Here is an 18,251-nt window from a genome sequence, read left to right on the forward strand (position 1 = left end):
TCGCGTACGGCACCGATCCCACAGCCGCCTCCCAGCGACTGTGGGATTTTCATATCTGGCCCACCCTCACGGCGTGCCGGATAATGCCTAACCTTGCCTACAGGCTCCTCGTCACCAACGGACCATGACCGACATCCTCCTCTCCCTGTTCAGCGCCGCCCTGATCAACAACCTTGTGTTGCAATGGCCGCTGGGCATCGATCCGCTGCTAGAGGCCAAGGGCAGGCGCCAAGTCCACGCCTTGGGTCTGGCGACGGCGTGCCTGATGCTAATGGTCGGGACCTTCGGTTATATGGTCGACGAGTGGCTGTTGGCTCCGACACACCTGACATCGCTCCGGTTATTCGCCTGGCTGCCGCTGAGCGTGCTGCTGATCGCGCCGGTGCTGCGCCTGCTGGCGCGCTGGCTTCCCTCGCTGCCGTTCGATGGCTTGTGGCCGCTGCTGCTCGGCAATGCCGGTATCCTCGGTGTCGCGTTGCTCAACGGACGAAGTGATCAGGGGCTGGGGTCTGCGATGGCTTTCAGCCTGGGCGCCGGGTTGGGCTTCTGGTGGGTGCTGAGTCTGTTCGACGACTTGCGCCGGCGCACCTTCAACAATGATATTCCCCTGCCCTTTCGGGGCCTGCCGATTCAGTTGATCAGCGCCGGCTTGATGGCGGTGGCCTTCCTCGGATTACGCGGGCTGGTCAAGACATGAACCTGATCCAAAGTATCGACGCCCTGCTGCCGCAGACCCAATGCGGCAAATGCGGCCATCCCGGCTGCAAGCCCTACGCCGAAGGCATCGCCCAAGGTGAGCCGATCAACAAATGCCCCCCCGGCGGCGGTGAAACCATCGCGGCCCTGGCCGAGCTGATGAAAGTGCCCGTGCTGGAGCTGGACGCCAGCCGCGGCTCAGCGCCGGCGCAGATCGCCTTTATCCGTGAGGCCGAGTGCATCGGTTGCACCAAGTGCATCCAGGCCTGCCCGGTGGACGCGATAGTCGGCGCGGCAAAGCTGATGCACACCGTTCTCATCGACGAATGCACCGGTTGCGATCTCTGCGTGGCGCCTTGCCCGGTGGACTGCATTGAAATGCGGCCACTGCCCATGGAGACCGTGCTGCCGGTCGTCGGCGGCCTGGCCCTCAGCATCGAAGCGCTGCAAGGGCGTGCCGCCAAGCGCAACCACGCCCGCCAGCGCTTCGAACAGCGCAACGCGCGTCTGCGTCGCGAAGAGGAGCAGCGTCAGGCCGAGCGTCTGGCGCGGATCCAGCGCAGCGCCCAAGCCCAATCCCAAGCCCAGCCCCTGGATCCGGTGCAAGCCGCGCTGGAGCGAGTGCGCGCGCAAAAAGCCGCCAGTGCCGATGCCGCGTTGAAGAAGGCCAAGATCGACCTGGCTATGAGCCGGGCGCAGCTGAACAAATCCTTGAAAGCGTTCGGCCATCCGCCCACGTTCGAGCAGCAGTCGCAATTGATCGTCCTGCAACGCCAGTTCGAAGCGGCGGAACAGGCGCTGGCCCAACTGGAAAGCACTACGCCGCCCGCCGCAGCCCCTACTCCTGCGCTGGTAAACGACGCCGATCTCAAGCGGGCCAAGATCCAACTGGCGATGCGTCGCGCCGAGCTCGCCAAGGCCCGGGCCGCCGCCGCTTCGGATGAGCAATTGAAAGCGCTGGGGCAAGCCGTGGAAGACGCCGAACGGCAGGTGGCCGCCCATGCCGCTTCCTGAGCCGCTGGATGAGCGACTGCGACAGGCGATGGGCCGGGTATTACTGGCGACGCTGCCGGGCGTGCTGGTCTTGATGTGGGTTTATGGCTGGGGCGTGATATTCAATCTGATACTGTCCGGCCTCACCGCACTGGCGGTCGAGGCGCTGGTGCTGCGTGTGCGACGCCGACCACTCAAACCGGCACTGGGCGATGGTAGCGCACTGGTCAGCGCCACCTTGTTGGCCGTTGCCCTGCCGGCCTATTGCCCCGGGTGGCTGACGGTCATAGCGACCGCCTGCGCCTTGTTGTTTGGCAAACATGTGTGGGGCGGGGTCGGCAGCAATCCGTTCAATCCGGCCATGCTGGGATACGCCCTGGTCCTGTTGGCATTCCCCCAACACATGAGTCAATGGCCGACGCTTCATGGCATCGGCCTGAGCGATGGGTTGCGGCACGTTGCTGGCATTGCCCAGGCACCCGATGGATGGGCTGGCGCCACTGCGCTGGACAGCCTGCAAATCAATCGAAGCCTGACCATCGACGAACTGTTTGCCAGTGACCCGGCGTTCGGTCGTTGGGGTGGACGTGGTGTCGAGTGGGTCAACCTGGCCTTCCTCGCTGGCGGCCTGTTTCTGTTGCAACAACGCGTGTTCAGTTGGCACGCCCCGGTGGGCATGCTTGCCAGCCTGTTTACTGTGAGCCTGTTGTGCTGGAACGGGTCAGGCTCCGACTCCCACGGCTCGCCGCTGTTTCATCTGCTGACCGGCGCGACCATGCTGGGCGCGTTTTTTATCGTGACCGAGCCCGTGTCCGGGGCCAGGACACCGCTTGGGCGGTTGTTGTTCGGCGCAGGCGCGGGCTTGCTGGTTTATCTGATTCGCACCTGGGGCGGCTTCCCGGATGGCGTGGCGTTTGCGGTGCTGTTGATGAACCTCGGTGTCCCAGCACTGGACCGCTTCGTCGAGGCGCGGCAAAGGCGGTCGCCGACATGAAGAAAACCGCGGGCATTGCGATCCTGACCTTGCTGGCCGGCCTCGGTATCGGCGCAACGTACCTTGTGCAAATCAATACCACTGCGCGCATCGAAGCCCAGCGGCAAATCACCGCCAACAGAACGTTGCTCGACGTGTTGCCAGCCGGCCAATATGACAACCAGCCACTCGCGCAGTCCGTTGTCGCAGCCCCGGTGATATTGCCCCACAGCACGCTGCTGAACGGTTACCTGGCGACCCGCGGCGGCCAGCCCACGGCTGTGCTCTTGCGCAGTCAGGCACTGGGTTATGAAGGCAGTATCGAATTATTGGTCGCCATCGACCCCACCGGCCGACTGCTGGGTGTGAAGACCCTGCGCCAGTCGGAAACGCCCGGCTTGGGCGCGGCAATCGCCGGTTGGCCGAACAGCTGGCTACAGATGTTCCAAGGCAAGTCGCGCCAGGCGCCCACGGATGAAGGTTGGGCCTTGAAGAAGGACCAAGGCCAATTCGATCAACTGGCTGGCGCGACGGTGACGTCCAGGGCAGTCCTTGAAGCGGTCCACGATGCGCTGCGCTACTTCGATGAGCACACGGTTCAACTGACCGGAGCGATAGAGCATGATTAAGCCTGCGTCCTGGCCCCGCGGCCTCGTGCTCGTTCCCCTGGTAGGCGCCAGCGACTCGTTGGTCAATGCGCTGGCGCTATGGATTGCCTGGGTTTTGATCAGCCTCGCCCACGGCTCGGCAATGACGTTTCTAAGGACACGCCTCGCAGCCTGCCAGCAACTTCTCGCATCCATCGTCCTGGCAGCCACAATGACCGCTTGCGCAGACTTGCTGGCACAAGCCTGGCTGTTGGAACGGCATGGCGCGTTGAGTTTGTATATCGGATGGGTCGCGCTGAGCTGCGTGACACTGGAACGCCTGACAGTCGTCGAACCCCGCCTGCTTGCCCATCTCAGGCTGGCGGGACAATTCGGCCTGCTGATCACCAGCCTGGGCGCTCTGCGCGAGATGATCGGCACAAGCGTCCCATTGGCCCTGCTCGCCCCCGGCGGATTCATCCTGCTCGGCCTGTTGCTCGCCGCCTATCAAGCCTGGACTGGCATTAAACCCCGTTCAACCCTAGAGGAAACGCCGCGCCCATGAACGCCGCAAAACGTCTGGAAATCTTTCGCCGCTTCCATGAAGACAATCCGGAGCCGAAGACCGAACTGGCCTACTCTTCCCCTTTCGAATTGCTGATCGCGGTGATCCTGTCGGCCCAATCCACCGATGTCGGCGTCAACAAGGCCACCGCCAAACTCTTTCCCGTCGCCAATACGCCGCAGGCGATCCTTGCCTTGGGCGTCGAGGGGCTGTCCGAGTACATCAAGACTATCGGGTTGTTCAACAGCAAGGCGAAGAACGTGATCGAAACCTGTCGCCTGTTGATCGAGCGCCACGGCGGTGAGATTCCCCAGACCCGCGAGGAGTTGGAGGCCCTTCCGGGTGTCGGTCGCAAGACAGCCAACGTGGTCCTCAATACTGCATTCCGGCAATTGACGATGGCAGTCGACACCCACATTTTCCGCGTCAGCAACCGGACTGGACTGGCCCCGGGCAAGAACGTAGTGGAAGTGGAAAAGAAGCTGATGAAGTTCGTTCCCAAGGAATACCTTCTGGATTCCCATCACTGGCTGATCCTGCATGGACGTTACGTCTGCCTGGCGCGCAAGCCCCGTTGCGGGAGCTGCCGGATCGAAGACCTGTGCGAGTACAAGGACAAGACATCCGACGATTGATGCGCTATTGCTTTTGTTCATCCGTCGATTGAAAAAATCTTTTTTACCCGCCGGTGGTTTATCGCTATAAGGGGCGCGAATGGCAGTCTTAGCCTGGAGCCGAACCCATGAGTACTGGCAAAGAACAACTGGATGTAGATGACGATTTCATCGCCGTTGAGGCTGACGACGCGGAACCGGTGGTGGTGGAAGTGGCAAAAACCAACCTGAGCAAACGTCGCACCATCGATAACCTCTTGGAAGAGCGTCGCTTGCAGAAACAACTGGCCGATTACGATTTTGACCTTTGACACCTAAAAGCCTCCCTGGTGGAGGCTTTTTACTGTGTGTCTGTGGCCTTGAACTCAGACCAATCCATTTCGCTGTGCCAATTCGATCAGGTCGACCAGCGAACGGGCGTTGAGTTTCAACAACAGACGGGTCTTGTAGGTGCTGACGGTCTTGTTGCTCAGGAACATCGCGTCGGCTATTTCCTTATTGGTTTTCCCGCGAGCCAGTTGCTGCAAGACCATCATTTCTCGACCGGACAAACGGTTCACCATCTCGGACTCGCTGGCATTGCCAAGACTTGAACGTACCGTGTGCAGTGCTTGGTTGGGAAAATAACTGTAGCCCGACAGCACGGCCTTTATTGCACTTAACAGCTCGGTCAGGTCCTGTTGTTTGCAAACATAGCCCGCCGCCCCCGTCTGCATGCAACGCATCGAAAAATGTCCGGGAGCCTGGGACGTCAATACCAATACTTTCAAGGGCGAAGGATTGACGGTCAGGCGTGCGATGACTTCCAACCCATCCAACTTCGGAATTCCAATATCCAGGATAACGATATCGGGCGCTTGTTCCCGGGCAATCTGTAATGCATCAACGCCATTATCCGTTTCGGCGATAACTTCATATCCATGACGCTCCATTAGCAAACGTACAGCAAGACGAATGACGGGGTGATCATCCACGATCAGCACTTTATTCATGGGCAAATCCAATTTCGCTGTTCGAATTTTTAGAGCATGCACAATAGCCTAGTCATTTTCCCTTGGCATGCCGCTCTCCCTGAGTGCTCGCAGCGAAAGACATATCCTACAAACATTACAGAAAATTCCTACAAATAAGCCGCGAAATAATGTGGCACGAATTTTCCGATAAAATCGAAGCGGTGAATCTGACGCACCGAAGACCCTATGAATGACGCGACTTTTCCTGGAAAACAAAACACATTCCAGTTCATACCGACAAATATCTTCATAAAAAGTAACTAATTTATTTATAGACAAACGGTAAAAATTTCACGCCATCGAATGAGGTTCTGTATAAAAAGAATTGCTCGATATCCGCGATTTCAAAACGTAACTGCGCTGTTGGGGACGACTGTTTTGTTTCGAGCCAACGCATCAAATCCCTTCAATTAAAACCTCAATCACCGAGCATGAAATTATCCATGAGCACTTATCATGAACAACACTCAAAAAACCATCACCAACCCCATGACCCTGATTGCCATACTTGCAACGCTATCAGAAACATCCGCAGCGATAGTCTTACCCTTCTTGGATGATGAAGATCGTGAATACTATATCTGGTTCCTGATCGGCTTCCCCTTTTACTTGTCGCTGCTGTTTTTTCTCACACTCAATTTCAATCACCGCTCTCTGTATACCCCTTCGGACTTCCATAAAAGCAAGCACGTCAAAAAGACCACGAGCGGCTCAGCCGGCCGGCGCGGACATGCCTTACGTCGAGGAAGGAAAAACCAGCGTCACTTGATGCGTCTTCGTCGGAGAAGAAAGCCGTGACCCCTGTTCGACGGACAAAAAAAACGGCCTGCTCATCGCAGGCCGTTTTTTATTGAACCGGATCAGATCAGAACAGCTTGCGACCCTTGTTCGCCGCGATGCGCATGCGCAGGGCGTTGAGCTTGATGAAGCCGGCCGCGTCGGCCTGGTTGTAGGCACCGCCGTCTTCTTCGAAGGTCGCGATGTTGGCGTCGAACAGCGACTCGTCGGACTTGCGCCCGGTCACGATCACGTTGCCCTTGTACAGCTTCAGGCGTACCACGCCATTCACGTGAGCCTGGGAGGCATCGATCATCTGTTGCAGCATCAGACGCTCCGGGCTCCACCAGTAACCGGTGTAGATCAGGCTGGCATACTTGGGCATCAGCTCGTCCTTCAAGTGAGCCACTTCGCGATCCAGGGTGATCGATTCGATCGCCCGGTGAGCGCGCAGCATGATCGTGCCGCCTGGGGTTTCATAGCAGCCACGGGACTTCATGCCGACATAGCGGTTCTCGACGATGTCCAGGCGACCGATGCCGTGTTCGCCGCCGATACGGTTCAGGGTTGCGAGCACGGTGGCCGGGCTCATTTCCACGCCGTCCAGCGCGACGATGTCACCGTTGCGGTAGGTCAGTTCCAGGTATTGCGGGGTATCGGGAGCCTTCTCAGGGGAGACGGTCCAGCGCCACATGTCTTCTTCGTGCTCGGTCCAGGTGTCTTCCAGCACGCCGCCTTCATAGGAGATGTGCAGCAGGTTGGCATCCATCGAGTACGGGGATTTCTTCTTGCCGTGGCGCTCGATCGGAATCGCATGCTTCTCGGCGTAGTCCATCAGTTTTTCACGGGACAGCAGGTCCCACTCACGCCACGGGGCGATGACTTTCACGCCAGGCTTGAGGGCATAGGCACCCAGTTCGAAACGCACCTGGTCGTTACCTTTACCGGTGGCGCCATGGGAAATGGCGTCGGCGCCGGTTTCGTTGGCGATTTCGATCAGGCGCTTGGCAATCAGCGGGCGGGCGATGGAGGTACCCAGCAGGTACTCGCCTTCGTAAACGGTGTTGGCGCGGAACATCGGGAACACGAAGTCACGGACGAACTCTTCGCGCAGGTCATCGATGTAGATTTCTTTGACGCCCATGGCCTGGGCCTTGGCGCGTGCAGGCTCGACTTCTTCGCCCTGCCCCAGGTCTGCGGTGAAGGTCACCACTTCGCAGTTATAAGTGTCCTGCAGCCACTTGAGGATCACCGAAGTGTCCAGGCCGCCGGAATACGCCAGAACGACCTTGTTTACGTCCGCCATGCCATCACTCCACGGGTTGTACGGAAAGCCGGGAAGTCTAACGTCCAGCGCGGATAATTTACAGAGGCGCGACAGCTTATGACGACGAAGCGACAGATTATGTCGATTGAGCGACGATCAGGACGGGATCAGGAAGTGCGTGCAGTTGCCGCGGCAGGTGCAGCCGCCTTGGCCGGAGCAACCGGCGTCGGTGCCTTGCCCGGCGCAGCAGCGGGCGCCACGGCAGGAGTAGCTGGCGCTGGCGCGGCTGTTGGCGACTGAGGAGCCGGGGCCTGGGTGGCCGCTACACGCTCCAACTGAACGACGACACGGCGATTCTTGGCCCGATTGGCTGCGTTGCTGTTGGGAACCAGCGGATAGCGCTCGCCGTGGAAACGCACGGTGAACTGGGACTCCTGGAAACCGTTGGCCTTGAAGAAATCCATGACCGCCAGCGCACGACGACGTGACAACTCACGGTTGGTCAAGCGATTGCCGCTGTTGTCGGAATGGCCATCAAGCTCGACATGATTGACGCTCGGGTCAGCCTTGATGAAGTCGAGCATGACCTGCAACTGGGCCTTGGCCTGGGCGTCGAGCTCAACCCCCTCGCCCGGAAAACCGATCTGGGTCTGCTTGATCTGCTCGAAGTTCTTCGGCAACAGTTTCGCTACACAGCCCTGGTAATCGTTGAACGCCTTGTTGAAGCGCACAGGCAGCAGCCGGACTTCGGATACGCGCCCATCCTCGGTATTGCGTCGAATCACCGGACTGCGTCCCTCCATCAGCCCGCTGATCAGACGGCCCGCCTGTATTTGGGAGCTATTGAACAACACGTCGCCACTGCCGATCCGGACCGAGCCCAGATTGATATCGCCCCGCCCCGGCTGCCACGGCGCCGCAGCCGCCAACAACGTCGCGGAGCCACCACCGAGCATCGGGTTATACGCCTTGAGCCGGAACGTAGCCTGCTCGCCCGCCTTGCGCACGAATTCGCCGCTGCCAAAATCGGTGATCGGCTGACTCAGCCGGCACTCGAACTTGTCACCTTCGACCGTCCACTCAATGCTCTCCAGACGGGTCTGGAAAGTGAGCGCCATCGCAGGAAGGCTGGCAAACACACTGAGCAAGGCTAGATAACGCTGGCGCACGGGAGGCTCCACTGGCTTTTTATACGGAAATCGAAAACGCTGGGCATGCCGTTTGGCCGAGACAGGGCACAAAATCGTGGCACACCTGAAGGGGCTATCGGTAACTTGCGGCAAAACTTGATAGCGGGTGCCCGGATCGGTCTTTTCCGGTAGCATTCCCCGGAGATTTACCCGCCTGGAAGCCCCCCATGTCCGACCGCCTGACCCTGCTGCGTCCCGACGACTGGCATATTCATCTTCGCGATGGTGCTGTGTTGACCCATACCGTCGCCGATGTCGCGCGCACTTTTGGCCGCGCCATCATCATGCCCAACCTGGTTCCGCCCGTGCGCAACGCCGCCGAGGCCGATGGCTATCGCCAGCGCATCCTGGCCGCGCGCCCGGCTGGCAGCCGCTTCGAACCGCTGATGGTGCTTTACCTCACCGACCGCACCCAGCCCGAGGAAATACGCGAGGCCAAGGCCAGCGGTTTCGTACACGCGGCCAAGTTGTACCCGGCCGGCGCTACTACCAATTCGGATTCCGGCGTCACCAGCATCGACAAGATCTTCCCGGCGCTGGAGGCGATGGCCGAAGTCGGCATGCCGTTGTTGATCCACGGTGAAGTGACCCGGGGCGATGTCGATGTGTTCGACCGCGAGAAAATCTTCATCGACGAGCACATGCGCCGCGTCGTCGAGCGCTTCCCGACCCTCAAGGTCGTGTTCGAGCACATCACCACGGGCGATGCCGTGCAGTTCGTCAACGAGGCCCCGGCCAACGTTGGCGCAACCATCACCGCCCATCACCTGTTGTACAACCGCAACCACATGTTGGTGGGCGGGATCCGGCCACACTTCTATTGCCTGCCGATCCTCAAGCGCAATACCCACCAGGAAGCCTTGCTGGACGCCGCCACCCGCGGCAGCGCCAAGTTTTTCCTCGGCACCGACTCGGCACCCCACGCCCAGCACGCCAAGGAAGCGGCCTGCGGTTGCGCCGGCTGCTACACCGCCTATGCCGCCATCGAGATGTACGCCGAGGCGTTCGAGCAGCGCAACGCCCTGGACAAGCTCGAAGGCTTCGCCAGCCTGCACGGCCCACGCTTCTATGGGCTGCCGGTGAACACCGATCGTATTACCCTGGTCCGCGACGAGTGGACCGCCCCTGCCAGCCTGCCGTTTGGCGAGCAGACTGTCATCCCGCTGCGCGCCGGTGAAAAACTGCGCTGGCGCCTGCTGGAGGAAAAAGCGTGAGTGAAGATCATTTCGACGACGAACTGGATGGCAATGGCGGCTCGGGCGGCCCTCGCCACCCCATGGCTGCCCGTTTCCGGGGGTATCTGCCGGTCGTGGTCGACGTAGAAACCGGCGGTTTCAACTCAGCCACCGACGCGCTGCTGGAAATCGCCGCGACGACCATTGGCATGGACGAGAAAGGCTTCGTCTTCCCCGACCACACCTATTTCTTCCGGGTCGAACCGTTCGAAGGCGCCAACGTTGAAGCAGCCGCCCTGGAGTTCACCGGGATCAAGCTCGATCATCCGTTGCGCATGGCGGTCAGCGAAGAAACCGCCCTGACCGACATTTTCCGTGGCGTGCGCAAGGCGCTGAAAGCCAACGGTTGCAAGCGAGCGATCCTGGTCGGCCATAACAGCAGCTTCGACCTGGGCTTCCTCAACGCCGCCGTTGCACGCCTGGACATGAAGCGCAATCCGTTTCACCCGTTCTCCAGCTTCGACACCGCGACCCTGGCGGGCTTGGCATACGGCCAGACGGTATTGGCCAAGGCCTGCCAGGCAGCCGACATCGATTTCGATGGCCGCGAAGCCCACTCGGCCCGCTACGACACCGAAAAGACCGCCGAGCTGTTTTGCGGCATCGTCAACCGGTGGAAAGAGATGGGCGGGTGGCAGGATTTCGACGACTGATATAGAGCTAGGCTTAGCTCTTTGTGGCGAGGGGATTTATCCCCGCTGGGTCGCGAAGCGGCCCCAAACCTGCCAACTGGGTGTGGCGGACTCACCTTTTTGGGACTGCTGCGCAGTCCAGCGGGGATAAATCCCCTCGCCACAGTATGTATTCAGCCCCCCATAAAAAAACCGGCCCATCGAGGGGCCGGTTTTTTTATGCCGCGGGTGCGCTTACAGCTTGTCGCTGTGCTCACCCAGGTAAGCGGCTACGCCTTCAGGCGATGCAGTCATACCCTTGTCGCCTTTTTTCCAGTTGGCCGGGCAGACTTCGCCGTGCTCTTCGTGGAATTGCAGGGCGTCGACCAGACGGATCAGCTCTTCCATGTTACGGCCCAGCGGCAGGTCGTTGATGATCTGCGAACGGACGACACCTTTGTCGTCGATCAGGAACGCGCCACGGAAGGCCACGCCGCCTTCGGACTCAACGTCGTAGGCCTTGGCGATTTCGTGCTTCATGTCGGCAGCCATGGTGTATTTCACCGGGCCGATGCCGCCGGCGTTGATAGCGGTGTTGCGCCAGGCGTTGTGGGTGAAATGCGAGTCGATCGAAACAGCGACCACTTCCACGTTGCGCGCCTTGAAGTCGTCCATGCGGTGATCCAGGGCGATCAGCTCGGACGGGCAGACGAAGGTGAAGTCCAGCGGGTAGAAGAACACCAGGCCGTATTTGCCTTTGATGGCCGAGGACAGGGTGAAGCTGTCGACGATTTCGCCGTTGCCGAGGACGGCCGGAACGGTGAAGTCAGGGGCTTGTTTGCCTACGAGTACGCTCATTGGATATCTCCTGGTGTAGTAACGTGAAAACAAGGTCCGCGCCAGCCTGCCACCTCCAGGCGACAGCCCTGTGACACGAACCCGCTTCGCAAGGACCGACCATCATACACCGCACGTTTGGACTGTCCTCAACGGTTTTTCCATGGCATCGAAAATCTGTTGCGCATGATCGACTCTCCAACCCAAAACCGTTCGTCAGCCCGAAGCAAAGGTGATGAAAGAACCCGGAAACCACTTTGACAATCATTCTCGTTAACATTAAGATCCGTCTCAATTGAGTCACAACCAGCGACGGTTCTCACTTATGTATGTATGCCTCTGCACTGGCGTCACCGACGGGCAAATCCGCGAAGCGATCTATGAAGGTTGCTGCAGCTATCGCGAAGTCCGCCAGGCCACCGGCGTAGCCAGCCAATGCGGTAAATGCGCCTGCCTCGCCAAGGAAGTGGTGCGTGAAACGCTCGCCAAAGTACAGACCGCCCAGGCCTCGATCCCTTATCCGGTAGAATTTACTGCCGCATAAATCCAGCTTCTTGAAGAACCGGACTCAAAGTCCGGTTTTTTTATGCCTGTAAATCAAATGGTTAGGTCCCAGACGCGGAACACAAACATTCTTATTCCGATTAATTTTCATTTATTATTCAATTACTTAGGTTTGACACTGGTCATTGTGCAGCTCAAACTCCGCTCTATACACAGCTATTACAGGGCAGGCCGTTACCATGAAAGGCGACATTACAGTCATCCAGCATCTCAACAAGATCCTCGCCAATGAGCTGGTCGCGATCAATCAATACTTCCTGCATGCGCGCATGTATGAAGATTGGGGCCTGAACAAGCTGGGCAAGCACGAGTACCACGAATCCATCGACGAGATGAAACACGCGGACAAGCTGATCAAGCGAATCCTGTTCCTCGAGGGCCTGCCAAACGTCCAGGATCTTGGCAAGCTGCATATCGGTGAACATACCCGCGAAATGCTAGAGTGCGACCTGCGTATCGAACGTACTGGCCACGCCGACCTCAAAGCCGCCATCGCCCACTGCGAAAGCGTCGGTGACTTCGGCAGCCGCGAACTGCTCGAAGATATTCTCGAATCCGAAGAAGAACACATCGACTGGCTGGAAACCCAACTGGGCCTGATCGACAAAGTGGGCCTGGAGAACTATCTGCAATCGCAGATGGGTGAAGAGTAAGCTTCCCCGCAAGCCAGTCATTAAAAAGCCCCGTCCTCTTTCGAGGCGCGGGGCTTTTTGTTGCCTGGATTCCAGGCCCGCACAAAACCAATGTGGGAGCGAGCTTGCTCGCGATGAAGGAGTGTCAGTCGACTTGATGCGACCGGAACACCGCTATCGCGAGCAAGCTCGCTCCCACAGGGGCTGGGGGCAGATCAGGCTTCGGACTTGTTCGCCGCTGCTGCTTCAACAGCTGCCTTGATCGTGGTCTGCAGAGAACCGTCAGCCGCCATCTCGGTCATGATGTCGCTACCACCGATCAGCTCACCACCCACCCACAGTTGCGGGAAGGTTGGCCAGTTGGCGTACTTTGGCAGGTTGGCGCGGATTTCCGGGTTCTGCAGGATGTCCACGTAGGCGAACTTCTCGCCACACGCCATCACCGCCTGAGCAGCCTTGGCCGAGAAGCCGCATTGCGGGGCATTCGGCGAGCCTTTCATGTAAAGCAGGATAGTGTTGTTGGCAATCTGGTCTTTGATCGTTTCGATGATATCCACGGAGCACCTCGGCTAGAACTTTGCGACTACAGATGTCGACACGGTGGCGCATTGTAACGGAAAGCCGAGCACCCTGCTCGGTCCGCCCCAGGGACAATTTTACGCAGCCGCGACTTTCACCGGAACCCCGTTGAGCGCCGCATTCCCGGACAGCTCATCAAGCTGACAGTCATCCGTCAGGTCGTTGGCACTGGAACCGGGTTGCCCGCTGGCGATGGTCATCTGTACACCCGGTCGGGCGTGGCCCCAGCCGTGTGGCAGGCTGACCACGCCTTTCATCATGTCCTGGCTGCCCTGCACTTCCACTTCAATCATGCCTACGCGAGAACTGACCTTCACCCGCTGCCCATCGACAAGGCCTCGGCTGGCAAGATCGTCCGGATGCATCAGCAACTGGTGGCGCGGCTTGCCTTTGACCAGCCGATGGAAATTATGCATCCAGGAATTGTTGCTGCGCACATGACGACGGCCAATCATCAACAGCTCGTCGGACGCTGGTGTCGGCAACGCGGCAAAACGCGCCAGGTCGGCGAGTATCACCGCTGGCGCCGCCTGTACCCGGCCATTTTCGGTTTTCAACCGGGGAGCCAGGTTGGGCTTGAGCGCACCGAGATCGATGCCGTGGGGATGATCAAACAGCGTCGCCAGGGATAACTTGTACGGCGATGCATCCCCATACCCCCCCGCCCGCAGGCCGAAATCGATCATCTGCGCCGGCGGCATGGTCGGCTTGAGTTCCTTGCCGGTCCGGCCAGCAAAGGCTTTTGCCAGGCCAACGAAGATCTCCCAATCGTGCAACGCACCTTCGGGCTTGGGCAGGATCGCTCGGTTGAAACGAGTGACGTTGCGCACTGCGAACAGATTGAAGGTGGTGTCGTAATGATCATTTTCCAGGGCAGAAGTCGATGGCAGGATCAAGTCGGCATAGCGCGTGGTCTCGTTGATGTACAGGTCAATGCTGACCATGAACTCAAGTCCGTCCAACGCCTGTTCGAGCTGTCGCCCGTTGGGCGTGGACAAGACCGGATTGCCGGCCACGGTCACCAGCGCGCGAATCTGGCCTTCGCCTTCGGTGAGCATTTCTTCGGCAAGGGCCGAGACAGGCAGCTCGCCGGCATATTCGGGGCGCCCGGACACCCGGCTTTGCCAGCGATTGAAATGGCCACCCGAGGTGGTCGCCACCAGATCAACCGCCGGCTCGGTGCACAGCGCACCGCCCACCCGATCGAGGTTGCCGGTGACCAGGTTGATCAGCTGAATCAGCCAATGGCACAGCGTGCCGAAAGCCTGGGTTGAAACCCCCATCCGCCCATAACACACTGCCGACGGCGCAGCGGCGAAATCCCGGGCCAACTGACGGATCTGTGGGGCCGGAACGGCACAGAGAGGGCTCATCGCGTCGGCGGTAAAGGTTGCAACGGCCTGGCGCACTTCGTCGAGGCCATCCACCGGTAAATGGCTGTCGCGGGTCAAGCCTTCGCTGAACAATGTGTTGAGCAAGCCAAACAGCAGCGCGGCGTCGCCACCAGGACGTACGAAGATGTGCTGGTTGGCGATGGCCGCTGTCTCGCTGCGCCGAGGATCAACCACCACAACCTGGCCGCCACGGGCCTGGATCGCCTTCAGGCGCTTCTCCACGTCCGGTACGGTCATGATGCTGCCATTGGAGGCCAGCGGGTTGCCGCCCAGGATCAACATGAAGTCGGTGTGGTCAATGTCCGGGATGGGCAGGAGCAAACCATGCCCGTACATCAGATGGCTGGTCAGGTGATGAGGCAGCTGGTCCACCGAAGTCGCCGAAAAGCGACTGCGGGTCTTCAGCAAGCCCAGGAAATAATTGCTGTGGGTCATCAGCCCGTAATTGTGCACGCTGGGGTTGCCCTGGTAGACCGCCACGGCGTTCTGGCCGTGACGCTCTTGAATGCTCGCGAGGCGATCAGCCACCCATGCGAAGGCTTCGTCCCAGGCAATCGGCTGCCACTCGCCGCCGACCCGCCGCATCGGCTGGCGCAGCCGGTCCGGATCATTTTGGATGTCCTGCAGGGCCACGGCCTTGGGACAGATGTGGCCACGGCTGAAACTGTCCAGCGGATCGCCCTTGATCGAAGTGATCGCCAGGCCCTGGCCTTCTGTTTCAGTGGTTTCGAGGGTCAGGCCGCAGATGGCCTCGCACAGGTGGCACGCACGGTGGTGAAGAGTCTTGGTCATGGCCAGTCTCTGTTTTATTCGTGGCGGGCATTTTTGGCCGCGGGAGCAAAACTATGGCCCGTGATCCTCCACGGCGCCAGCGACGTTCGTCCCGTGAATCGCCGGGCATCAGGCCCGCCGATGAAGCAGCGTCAGGGCCGTTCGGGCGGCGGCGCCAGCAACTGGATTTCCTCGATGGTCTCCACCTGCTCCTGGGCGATGGGCACCCCGGTCAATTCGCCGATCAGTCGCCAATGTTCGTCGAGCCCACTGCTGATGGTGGCCATGCGGTCGATCATTCGCCGGCCAGCGGCCTTGGTCACTTCGTCATCGCTGCGCAACAATTCGAATGACATGGACGTCACCGAAGCGGTGAGGTGCGTCAGGGAGCGTGCCGTCAGCCCCAGCAATTCCATCAGTTGTTGCTCTTTCAAATCCATTTCGGGGCTCCTGCATCTGGGGATTCATTTATAACCCAGCCCCCTGCATTAGGAAATATTTCACGTCAGACAACGGACAGGCGCGCCAGGGACAGGCCTCCACAATCGCTCGCCAGACAGACAGCCACCCGCCCAGCTTGATTGCCAAGGGACTCGACGCCAGTGTACAAATGGGCCGCTGCTGTCAGGAAACCGGCCTCGACCATGCCATCGCAACTCTGTGATGGCTTCGCTGAAATCCCTTAAAACCGTAGCCCTATTGGTAAGACGCGACATTTAATGTCAATATCGCGCCTTCCCCTATTTTCGTCGCCCCGTGCGGCTTTTGCCGCAGGTCTCGCCCGTTTTTTCGTTAAACAAGGCTTTGAGCATCTGCGGTCAGTTACAAAAAGGTAGTCAATCATGAGCGCAAGGCACTTTCTCTCCCTGATGGATTTCACGCCCGAAGAGTTGCTCGGCGTCATCCGTCGAGGCGTGGAGCTCAAGGACCTGCGTAAGCGCGGCGTACTGTTCGAGCCCTTGAAAAACCGTGTGCTGGGGATGATTTTCGAGAAGTCATCGACCCGCACGCGTATTTCATTTGAAGCCGGCATGATCCAGCTCGGTGGCCAGGCGATCTTCCTCTCGCCCCGCGACACCCAGCTCGGGCGCGGCGAACCCATTGGCGATTGCGCCATCGTCATGTCGAGCATGCTCGACGCCGTGATGATCCGTACCTTTGCCCACAGCACGCTGACCCAGTTCGCGGCCCATTCCCGCGTGCCGGTGATCAATGGCCTGTCCGATGATTTGCATCCTTGCCAGTTGCTGGCCGACATGCAGACGTTCCTCGAGCATCGCGGCTCGATCCAGGGCAAGACCGTGGCGTGGATCGGCGATGGCAACAACATGTGCAACAGCTATATAGAAGCGGCGATTCAATTCGACTTCCAGTTGCGTATCGCCTGCCCTGAAGGCTACGAGCCCAATCCGGAATTCGTTGCCAGGGCCGGTGACCGGGTGACCATCCTGCGCGACCCGAAACAGGCCGTCGCCGGTGCGCACTTGGTAAGCACCGATGTCTGGACCTCCATGGGCCAGGAAGAAGAAACCGCCAAACGCTTGAAGCTGTTCGCGCCATTCCAGGTCAATCGTGCCCTGCTCGACCTGGCGGACGCCGAGGTGCTGTTCATGCATTGCCTGCCGGCCCACCGTGGCGAAGAGATCAGCCTCGACTTGCTGGATGACTCGCGCTCCGTGGCCTGGGACCAGGCGGAAAACCGTCTCCATGCGCAGAAAGCCCTGCTGGAATTCCTGGTCGAGCCGGCGTATCACCACGCATGAGCCATTCATTGCTGCTGAACCTGCAAAACCTCGCCTGCGGCTATCAGAACCAGCGGGTCGTACAAAACCTCAACCTGCACCTCAATGCGGGCGACATCGGCTGCCTGCTCGGCTCGTCCGGATGCGGCAAGACCACGACCTTGCGGGCTATCGCCGGGTTCGAGCCCGTACACGAAGGTGAGATCCAATTGGCCGGGGACACCATCTCCCGCGCAGGTTTTACCCTGGCACCGGAAAAACGCCGCATCGGCATGGTGTTCCAGGATTATGCGTTGTTCCCGCATTTGAGCGTCGCCGAGAACCTGGCGTTTGGTATCCGCAAGCACCCTGAAAAGGACCGCGTGGTCGACGAACTGCTGGAGCTGGTCAACCTGAAGAACCTGGGTAAACGCTTTCCCCATGAACTCTCCGGAGGCCAGCAACAACGCGTCGCACTCGCCCGGGCATTGGCGCCCGAACCGCAATTGCTGTTGCTCGACGAACCCTTCTCCAACCTTGACGGCGAGCTGCGACGCAAGCTCAGCCATGAGGTCCGGGACATTCTCAAGGCCCGGGGTACCAGTGCGATCCTGGTCACCCACGATCAGGAAGAAGCCTTTGCCGTGAGTGATCATGTCGGCGTATTCAGGGAAGGTCGCCTGGAACAGTGGGACACGCCTTACAACCTGTATCACGAACCGCTCACGGCCTATGTCGCCAGTTTCATTGGCCAGGGCTATTTCATCCGGGGACAGCTGGATAGCCCGGAATCGGTGCAAACAGAATTGGGCGCACTGCGCGGGAACCGGGCCTACACCTGGCCGGTTGGCTGTGCCGTGGATGTGTTGCTGCGCCCTGACGACATCGTCTACGCGCCGGACAGCCCGCTGACGGCGACTATCGTCGGCAAGACTTTCCAGGGCGCGTCAACCTTGTATCGCCTGCAATTGCCGACGGGCGCGCAACTGGAATCGATTTTCCCGAGCCATGCCGACCATCTGATCGGCGCCACTGTCGGTATTCGCGTGGCGGCCGAGCATTTGGTGCTGTTCCAGGCCTCGGGCAGCACGGCGGCGCACCTGCCATCGACGGAGAGTGGTGTGCGGCGGTTCAGCACTGTGTAGGAGCTGCCGAAGGCTGCGATCTTTTAATCTTCCGTTTGGATTCAATGGGCCAGGAAAAGATCGCAGCCTCGCCTCGCTCGGCAGCTC

Annotated in this window: 20 protein-coding genes and 1 pseudogene; 14 read left to right on the forward strand and 7 right to left on the reverse strand. The window is 59.6% G+C overall.

Annotated elements, in window-relative coordinates; all coding sequences use genetic code 11:
• The first annotated feature begins 124 nt into the window (after positions 1 to 124).
• The 7 genes from M8Q45_RS18420 (at position 125) to M8Q45_RS18450 (ending at position 4,739) form a co-directional block, all read left to right on the forward strand.
• Entirely contained in the window at positions 125 to 697 is a 573-nt protein-coding gene (locus tag M8Q45_RS18420) for an Rnf-Nqr domain containing protein (protein WP_249875878.1), read from the forward strand.
• Complete coding sequence (gene rsxB, locus M8Q45_RS18425) at positions 694 to 1,710, forward strand: electron transport complex subunit RsxB (RefSeq protein ID WP_249875879.1); 1,017 nt, start codon at positions 694 to 696, stop codon at positions 1,708 to 1,710. The genes M8Q45_RS18420 and rsxB overlap by 4 nt, the downstream gene beginning before the upstream one ends.
• The gene (locus tag M8Q45_RS18430) at positions 1,697 to 2,683 is read left to right on the forward strand and encodes an RnfABCDGE type electron transport complex subunit D (protein ID WP_249875880.1); all 987 of its coding nucleotides are present in this window, start codon (positions 1,697 to 1,699) and stop codon (positions 2,681 to 2,683) included. The genes rsxB and M8Q45_RS18430 overlap by 14 nt, the downstream gene beginning before the upstream one ends.
• Positions 2,680 to 3,291 carry an RnfABCDGE type electron transport complex subunit G gene (locus M8Q45_RS18435; RefSeq protein ID WP_249875881.1) on the forward strand — a complete coding sequence of 204 codons (612 nt, stop codon included), beginning with the start codon at positions 2,680 to 2,682 and terminating at the stop codon, positions 3,289 to 3,291. Before M8Q45_RS18430 ends, M8Q45_RS18435 begins: the two co-directional genes overlap by 4 nt.
• Entirely contained in the window at positions 3,284 to 3,814 is a 531-nt protein-coding gene (locus M8Q45_RS18440; protein ID WP_249875882.1) for an Rnf-Nqr domain containing protein, read from the forward strand. The genes M8Q45_RS18435 and M8Q45_RS18440 overlap by 8 nt, the downstream gene beginning before the upstream one ends.
• The gene (nth, locus tag M8Q45_RS18445; protein ID WP_249875883.1) at positions 3,811 to 4,449 is read left to right on the forward strand and encodes an endonuclease III; all 639 of its coding nucleotides are present in this window, start codon (positions 3,811 to 3,813) and stop codon (positions 4,447 to 4,449) included. Before M8Q45_RS18440 ends, nth begins: the two co-directional genes overlap by 4 nt.
• Before the next feature lie 107 nt (positions 4,450 to 4,556).
• Positions 4,557 to 4,739 (forward strand): PA3496 family putative envelope integrity protein, encoded by a 183-nt coding sequence (locus M8Q45_RS18450; protein WP_249875884.1) that lies wholly within the window; start codon positions 4,557 to 4,559, stop codon positions 4,737 to 4,739.
• A gap of 54 nt (positions 4,740 to 4,793) precedes the next feature.
• Here M8Q45_RS18450 and M8Q45_RS18455 read toward each other — a convergent pair whose 3' ends face one another.
• A complete protein-coding gene (locus tag M8Q45_RS18455) occupies positions 4,794 to 5,420 on the reverse strand; it encodes a response regulator transcription factor (protein ID WP_249875885.1) in 627 nt (208 codons plus the stop codon).
• 477 nt (positions 5,421 to 5,897) lie between these two features.
• On the opposite strand from M8Q45_RS18455, the pseudogene M8Q45_RS18460 reads away from it, so the two are divergent.
• Positions 5,898 to 6,141: pseudogene (locus tag M8Q45_RS18460) on the forward strand (hypothetical protein); the annotation flags it as partial.
• A gap of 165 nt (positions 6,142 to 6,306) precedes the next feature.
• Here the strand turns inward: M8Q45_RS18460 and M8Q45_RS18465 are convergent.
• Both M8Q45_RS18465 and M8Q45_RS18470 read right to left on the reverse strand, forming a co-directional pair.
• Positions 6,307 to 7,524, reverse strand: coding sequence for an argininosuccinate synthase (locus tag M8Q45_RS18465; protein ID WP_003204943.1), 1,218 nt, complete (start codon positions 7,522 to 7,524; stop codon positions 6,307 to 6,309).
• Between the two features lie 128 nt (positions 7,525 to 7,652).
• Positions 7,653 to 8,654 carry a flagellar protein MotY gene (locus M8Q45_RS18470; RefSeq protein WP_249875886.1) on the reverse strand — a complete coding sequence of 334 codons (1,002 nt, stop codon included), beginning with the start codon at positions 8,652 to 8,654 and terminating at the stop codon, positions 7,653 to 7,655.
• 188 nt (positions 8,655 to 8,842) lie between these two features.
• Here M8Q45_RS18470 and pyrC point away from each other — a divergent pair, with 188 nt between their 5' ends.
• Complete coding sequence (gene pyrC / locus M8Q45_RS18475) at positions 8,843 to 9,889, forward strand: dihydroorotase (protein ID WP_249875887.1); 1,047 nt, start codon at positions 8,843 to 8,845, stop codon at positions 9,887 to 9,889.
• Entirely contained in the window at positions 9,886 to 10,563 is a 678-nt protein-coding gene (gene rnt / locus M8Q45_RS18480) for a ribonuclease T (RefSeq protein ID WP_030142532.1), read from the forward strand. The genes pyrC and rnt overlap by 4 nt, the downstream gene beginning before the upstream one ends.
• A 213-nt stretch (positions 10,564 to 10,776) precedes the next feature.
• Here the strand turns inward: rnt and M8Q45_RS18485 are convergent, their stop codons facing one another.
• On the reverse strand, positions 10,777 to 11,379 hold the full coding sequence (locus M8Q45_RS18485) for a peroxiredoxin (protein ID WP_039591751.1): 603 nt from the start codon (positions 11,377 to 11,379) through the stop codon (positions 10,777 to 10,779).
• A gap of 304 nt (positions 11,380 to 11,683) precedes the next feature.
• On the opposite strand from M8Q45_RS18485, the gene M8Q45_RS18490 reads away from it, so the two are divergent.
• Complete coding sequence (locus M8Q45_RS18490) at positions 11,684 to 11,902, forward strand: bacterioferritin-associated ferredoxin (RefSeq protein WP_003178704.1); 219 nt, start codon at positions 11,684 to 11,686, stop codon at positions 11,900 to 11,902.
• Between the two features lie 199 nt (positions 11,903 to 12,101).
• Positions 12,102 to 12,575: a bacterioferritin gene (bfr, locus tag M8Q45_RS18495; protein ID WP_003178701.1), complete on the forward strand. Its 474-nt coding sequence runs from the start codon at positions 12,102 to 12,104 to the stop codon at positions 12,573 to 12,575.
• Positions 12,576 to 12,769: 194 nt separating this feature from the next.
• On the opposite strand, the gene grxD is transcribed toward bfr, so the two are convergent.
• From grxD to plzR, 3 genes are all read right to left on the reverse strand, one after another.
• On the reverse strand, positions 12,770 to 13,111 hold the full coding sequence (gene grxD, locus M8Q45_RS18500) for a Grx4 family monothiol glutaredoxin (protein ID WP_030140761.1): 342 nt from the start codon (positions 13,109 to 13,111) through the stop codon (positions 12,770 to 12,772).
• Positions 13,112 to 13,210: 99 nt separating this feature from the next.
• A complete protein-coding gene (locus M8Q45_RS18505) occupies positions 13,211 to 15,319 on the reverse strand; it encodes a molybdopterin oxidoreductase family protein (protein WP_249875888.1) in 2,109 nt (702 codons plus the stop codon).
• Positions 15,320 to 15,450: 131 nt separating this feature from the next.
• Positions 15,451 to 15,738: a PlzR type 4 pili assembly inhibitor gene (gene plzR, locus M8Q45_RS18510; RefSeq protein ID WP_249875889.1), complete on the reverse strand. Its 288-nt coding sequence runs from the start codon at positions 15,736 to 15,738 to the stop codon at positions 15,451 to 15,453.
• A gap of 402 nt (positions 15,739 to 16,140) precedes the next feature.
• On the opposite strand from plzR, the gene argF reads away from it, so the two are divergent.
• On the forward strand, positions 16,141 to 17,061 hold the full coding sequence (gene argF, locus M8Q45_RS18515; RefSeq protein ID WP_249875890.1) for an ornithine carbamoyltransferase: 921 nt from the start codon (positions 16,141 to 16,143) through the stop codon (positions 17,059 to 17,061).
• Entirely contained in the window at positions 17,058 to 18,164 is a 1,107-nt protein-coding gene (locus tag M8Q45_RS18520; protein WP_249875891.1) for an ABC transporter ATP-binding protein, read from the forward strand. Before argF ends, M8Q45_RS18520 begins: the two co-directional genes overlap by 4 nt.
• Positions 18,165 to 18,251 lie beyond the last annotated feature (87 nt).

It is taken from the genome of Pseudomonas sp. T1.Ur (assembly GCF_023516725.1).
Taxonomy (GTDB): Bacteria; Pseudomonadota; Gammaproteobacteria; order Pseudomonadales; family Pseudomonadaceae; genus Aquipseudomonas; species Aquipseudomonas alvandae.

What these genes read in the sequence shown, in the direction of transcription:
- M8Q45_RS18420 (WP_249875878.1), top strand. Translation starts at nt 125, where the DNA reads ATGACCGACATCCTCCTCTCCCTGTTCAGCGCCGCCCTGATCAACAAC.
- rsxB (WP_249875879.1), top strand. Translation starts at nt 694, where the DNA reads ATGAACCTGATCCAAAGTATCGACGCCCTGCTGCCGCAGACCCAATGC.
- M8Q45_RS18430 (WP_249875880.1), top strand. Translation starts at nt 1,697, where the DNA reads ATGCCGCTTCCTGAGCCGCTGGATGAGCGACTGCGACAGGCGATGGGC.
- M8Q45_RS18435 (WP_249875881.1), top strand. Translation starts at nt 2,680, where the DNA reads ATGAAGAAAACCGCGGGCATTGCGATCCTGACCTTGCTGGCCGGCCTC.
- M8Q45_RS18440 (WP_249875882.1), top strand. Translation starts at nt 3,284, where the DNA reads ATGATTAAGCCTGCGTCCTGGCCCCGCGGCCTCGTGCTCGTTCCCCTG.
- nth (WP_249875883.1), top strand. Translation starts at nt 3,811, where the DNA reads ATGAACGCCGCAAAACGTCTGGAAATCTTTCGCCGCTTCCATGAAGAC.
- M8Q45_RS18450 (WP_249875884.1), top strand. Translation starts at nt 4,557, where the DNA reads ATGAGTACTGGCAAAGAACAACTGGATGTAGATGACGATTTCATCGCC.
- M8Q45_RS18455 (WP_249875885.1), bottom strand. Translation starts at nt 5,420, where the DNA reads ATGAATAAAGTGCTGATCGTGGATGATCACCCCGTCATTCGTCTTGCT.
- M8Q45_RS18465 (WP_003204943.1), bottom strand. Translation starts at nt 7,524, where the DNA reads ATGGCGGACGTAAACAAGGTCGTTCTGGCGTATTCCGGCGGCCTGGAC.
- pyrC (WP_249875887.1), top strand. Translation starts at nt 8,843, where the DNA reads ATGTCCGACCGCCTGACCCTGCTGCGTCCCGACGACTGGCATATTCAT.
- M8Q45_RS18485 (WP_039591751.1), bottom strand. Translation starts at nt 11,379, where the DNA reads ATGAGCGTACTCGTAGGCAAACAAGCCCCTGACTTCACCGTTCCGGCC.
- M8Q45_RS18490 (WP_003178704.1), top strand. Translation starts at nt 11,684, where the DNA reads ATGTATGTATGCCTCTGCACTGGCGTCACCGACGGGCAAATCCGCGAA.
- bfr (WP_003178701.1), top strand. Translation starts at nt 12,102, where the DNA reads ATGAAAGGCGACATTACAGTCATCCAGCATCTCAACAAGATCCTCGCC.
- M8Q45_RS18505 (WP_249875888.1), bottom strand. Translation starts at nt 15,319, where the DNA reads ATGACCAAGACTCTTCACCACCGTGCGTGCCACCTGTGCGAGGCCATC.
- plzR (WP_249875889.1), bottom strand. Translation starts at nt 15,738, where the DNA reads ATGGATTTGAAAGAGCAACAACTGATGGAATTGCTGGGGCTGACGGCA.
- argF (WP_249875890.1), top strand. Translation starts at nt 16,141, where the DNA reads ATGAGCGCAAGGCACTTTCTCTCCCTGATGGATTTCACGCCCGAAGAG.
- M8Q45_RS18520 (WP_249875891.1), top strand. Translation starts at nt 17,058, where the DNA reads ATGAGCCATTCATTGCTGCTGAACCTGCAAAACCTCGCCTGCGGCTAT.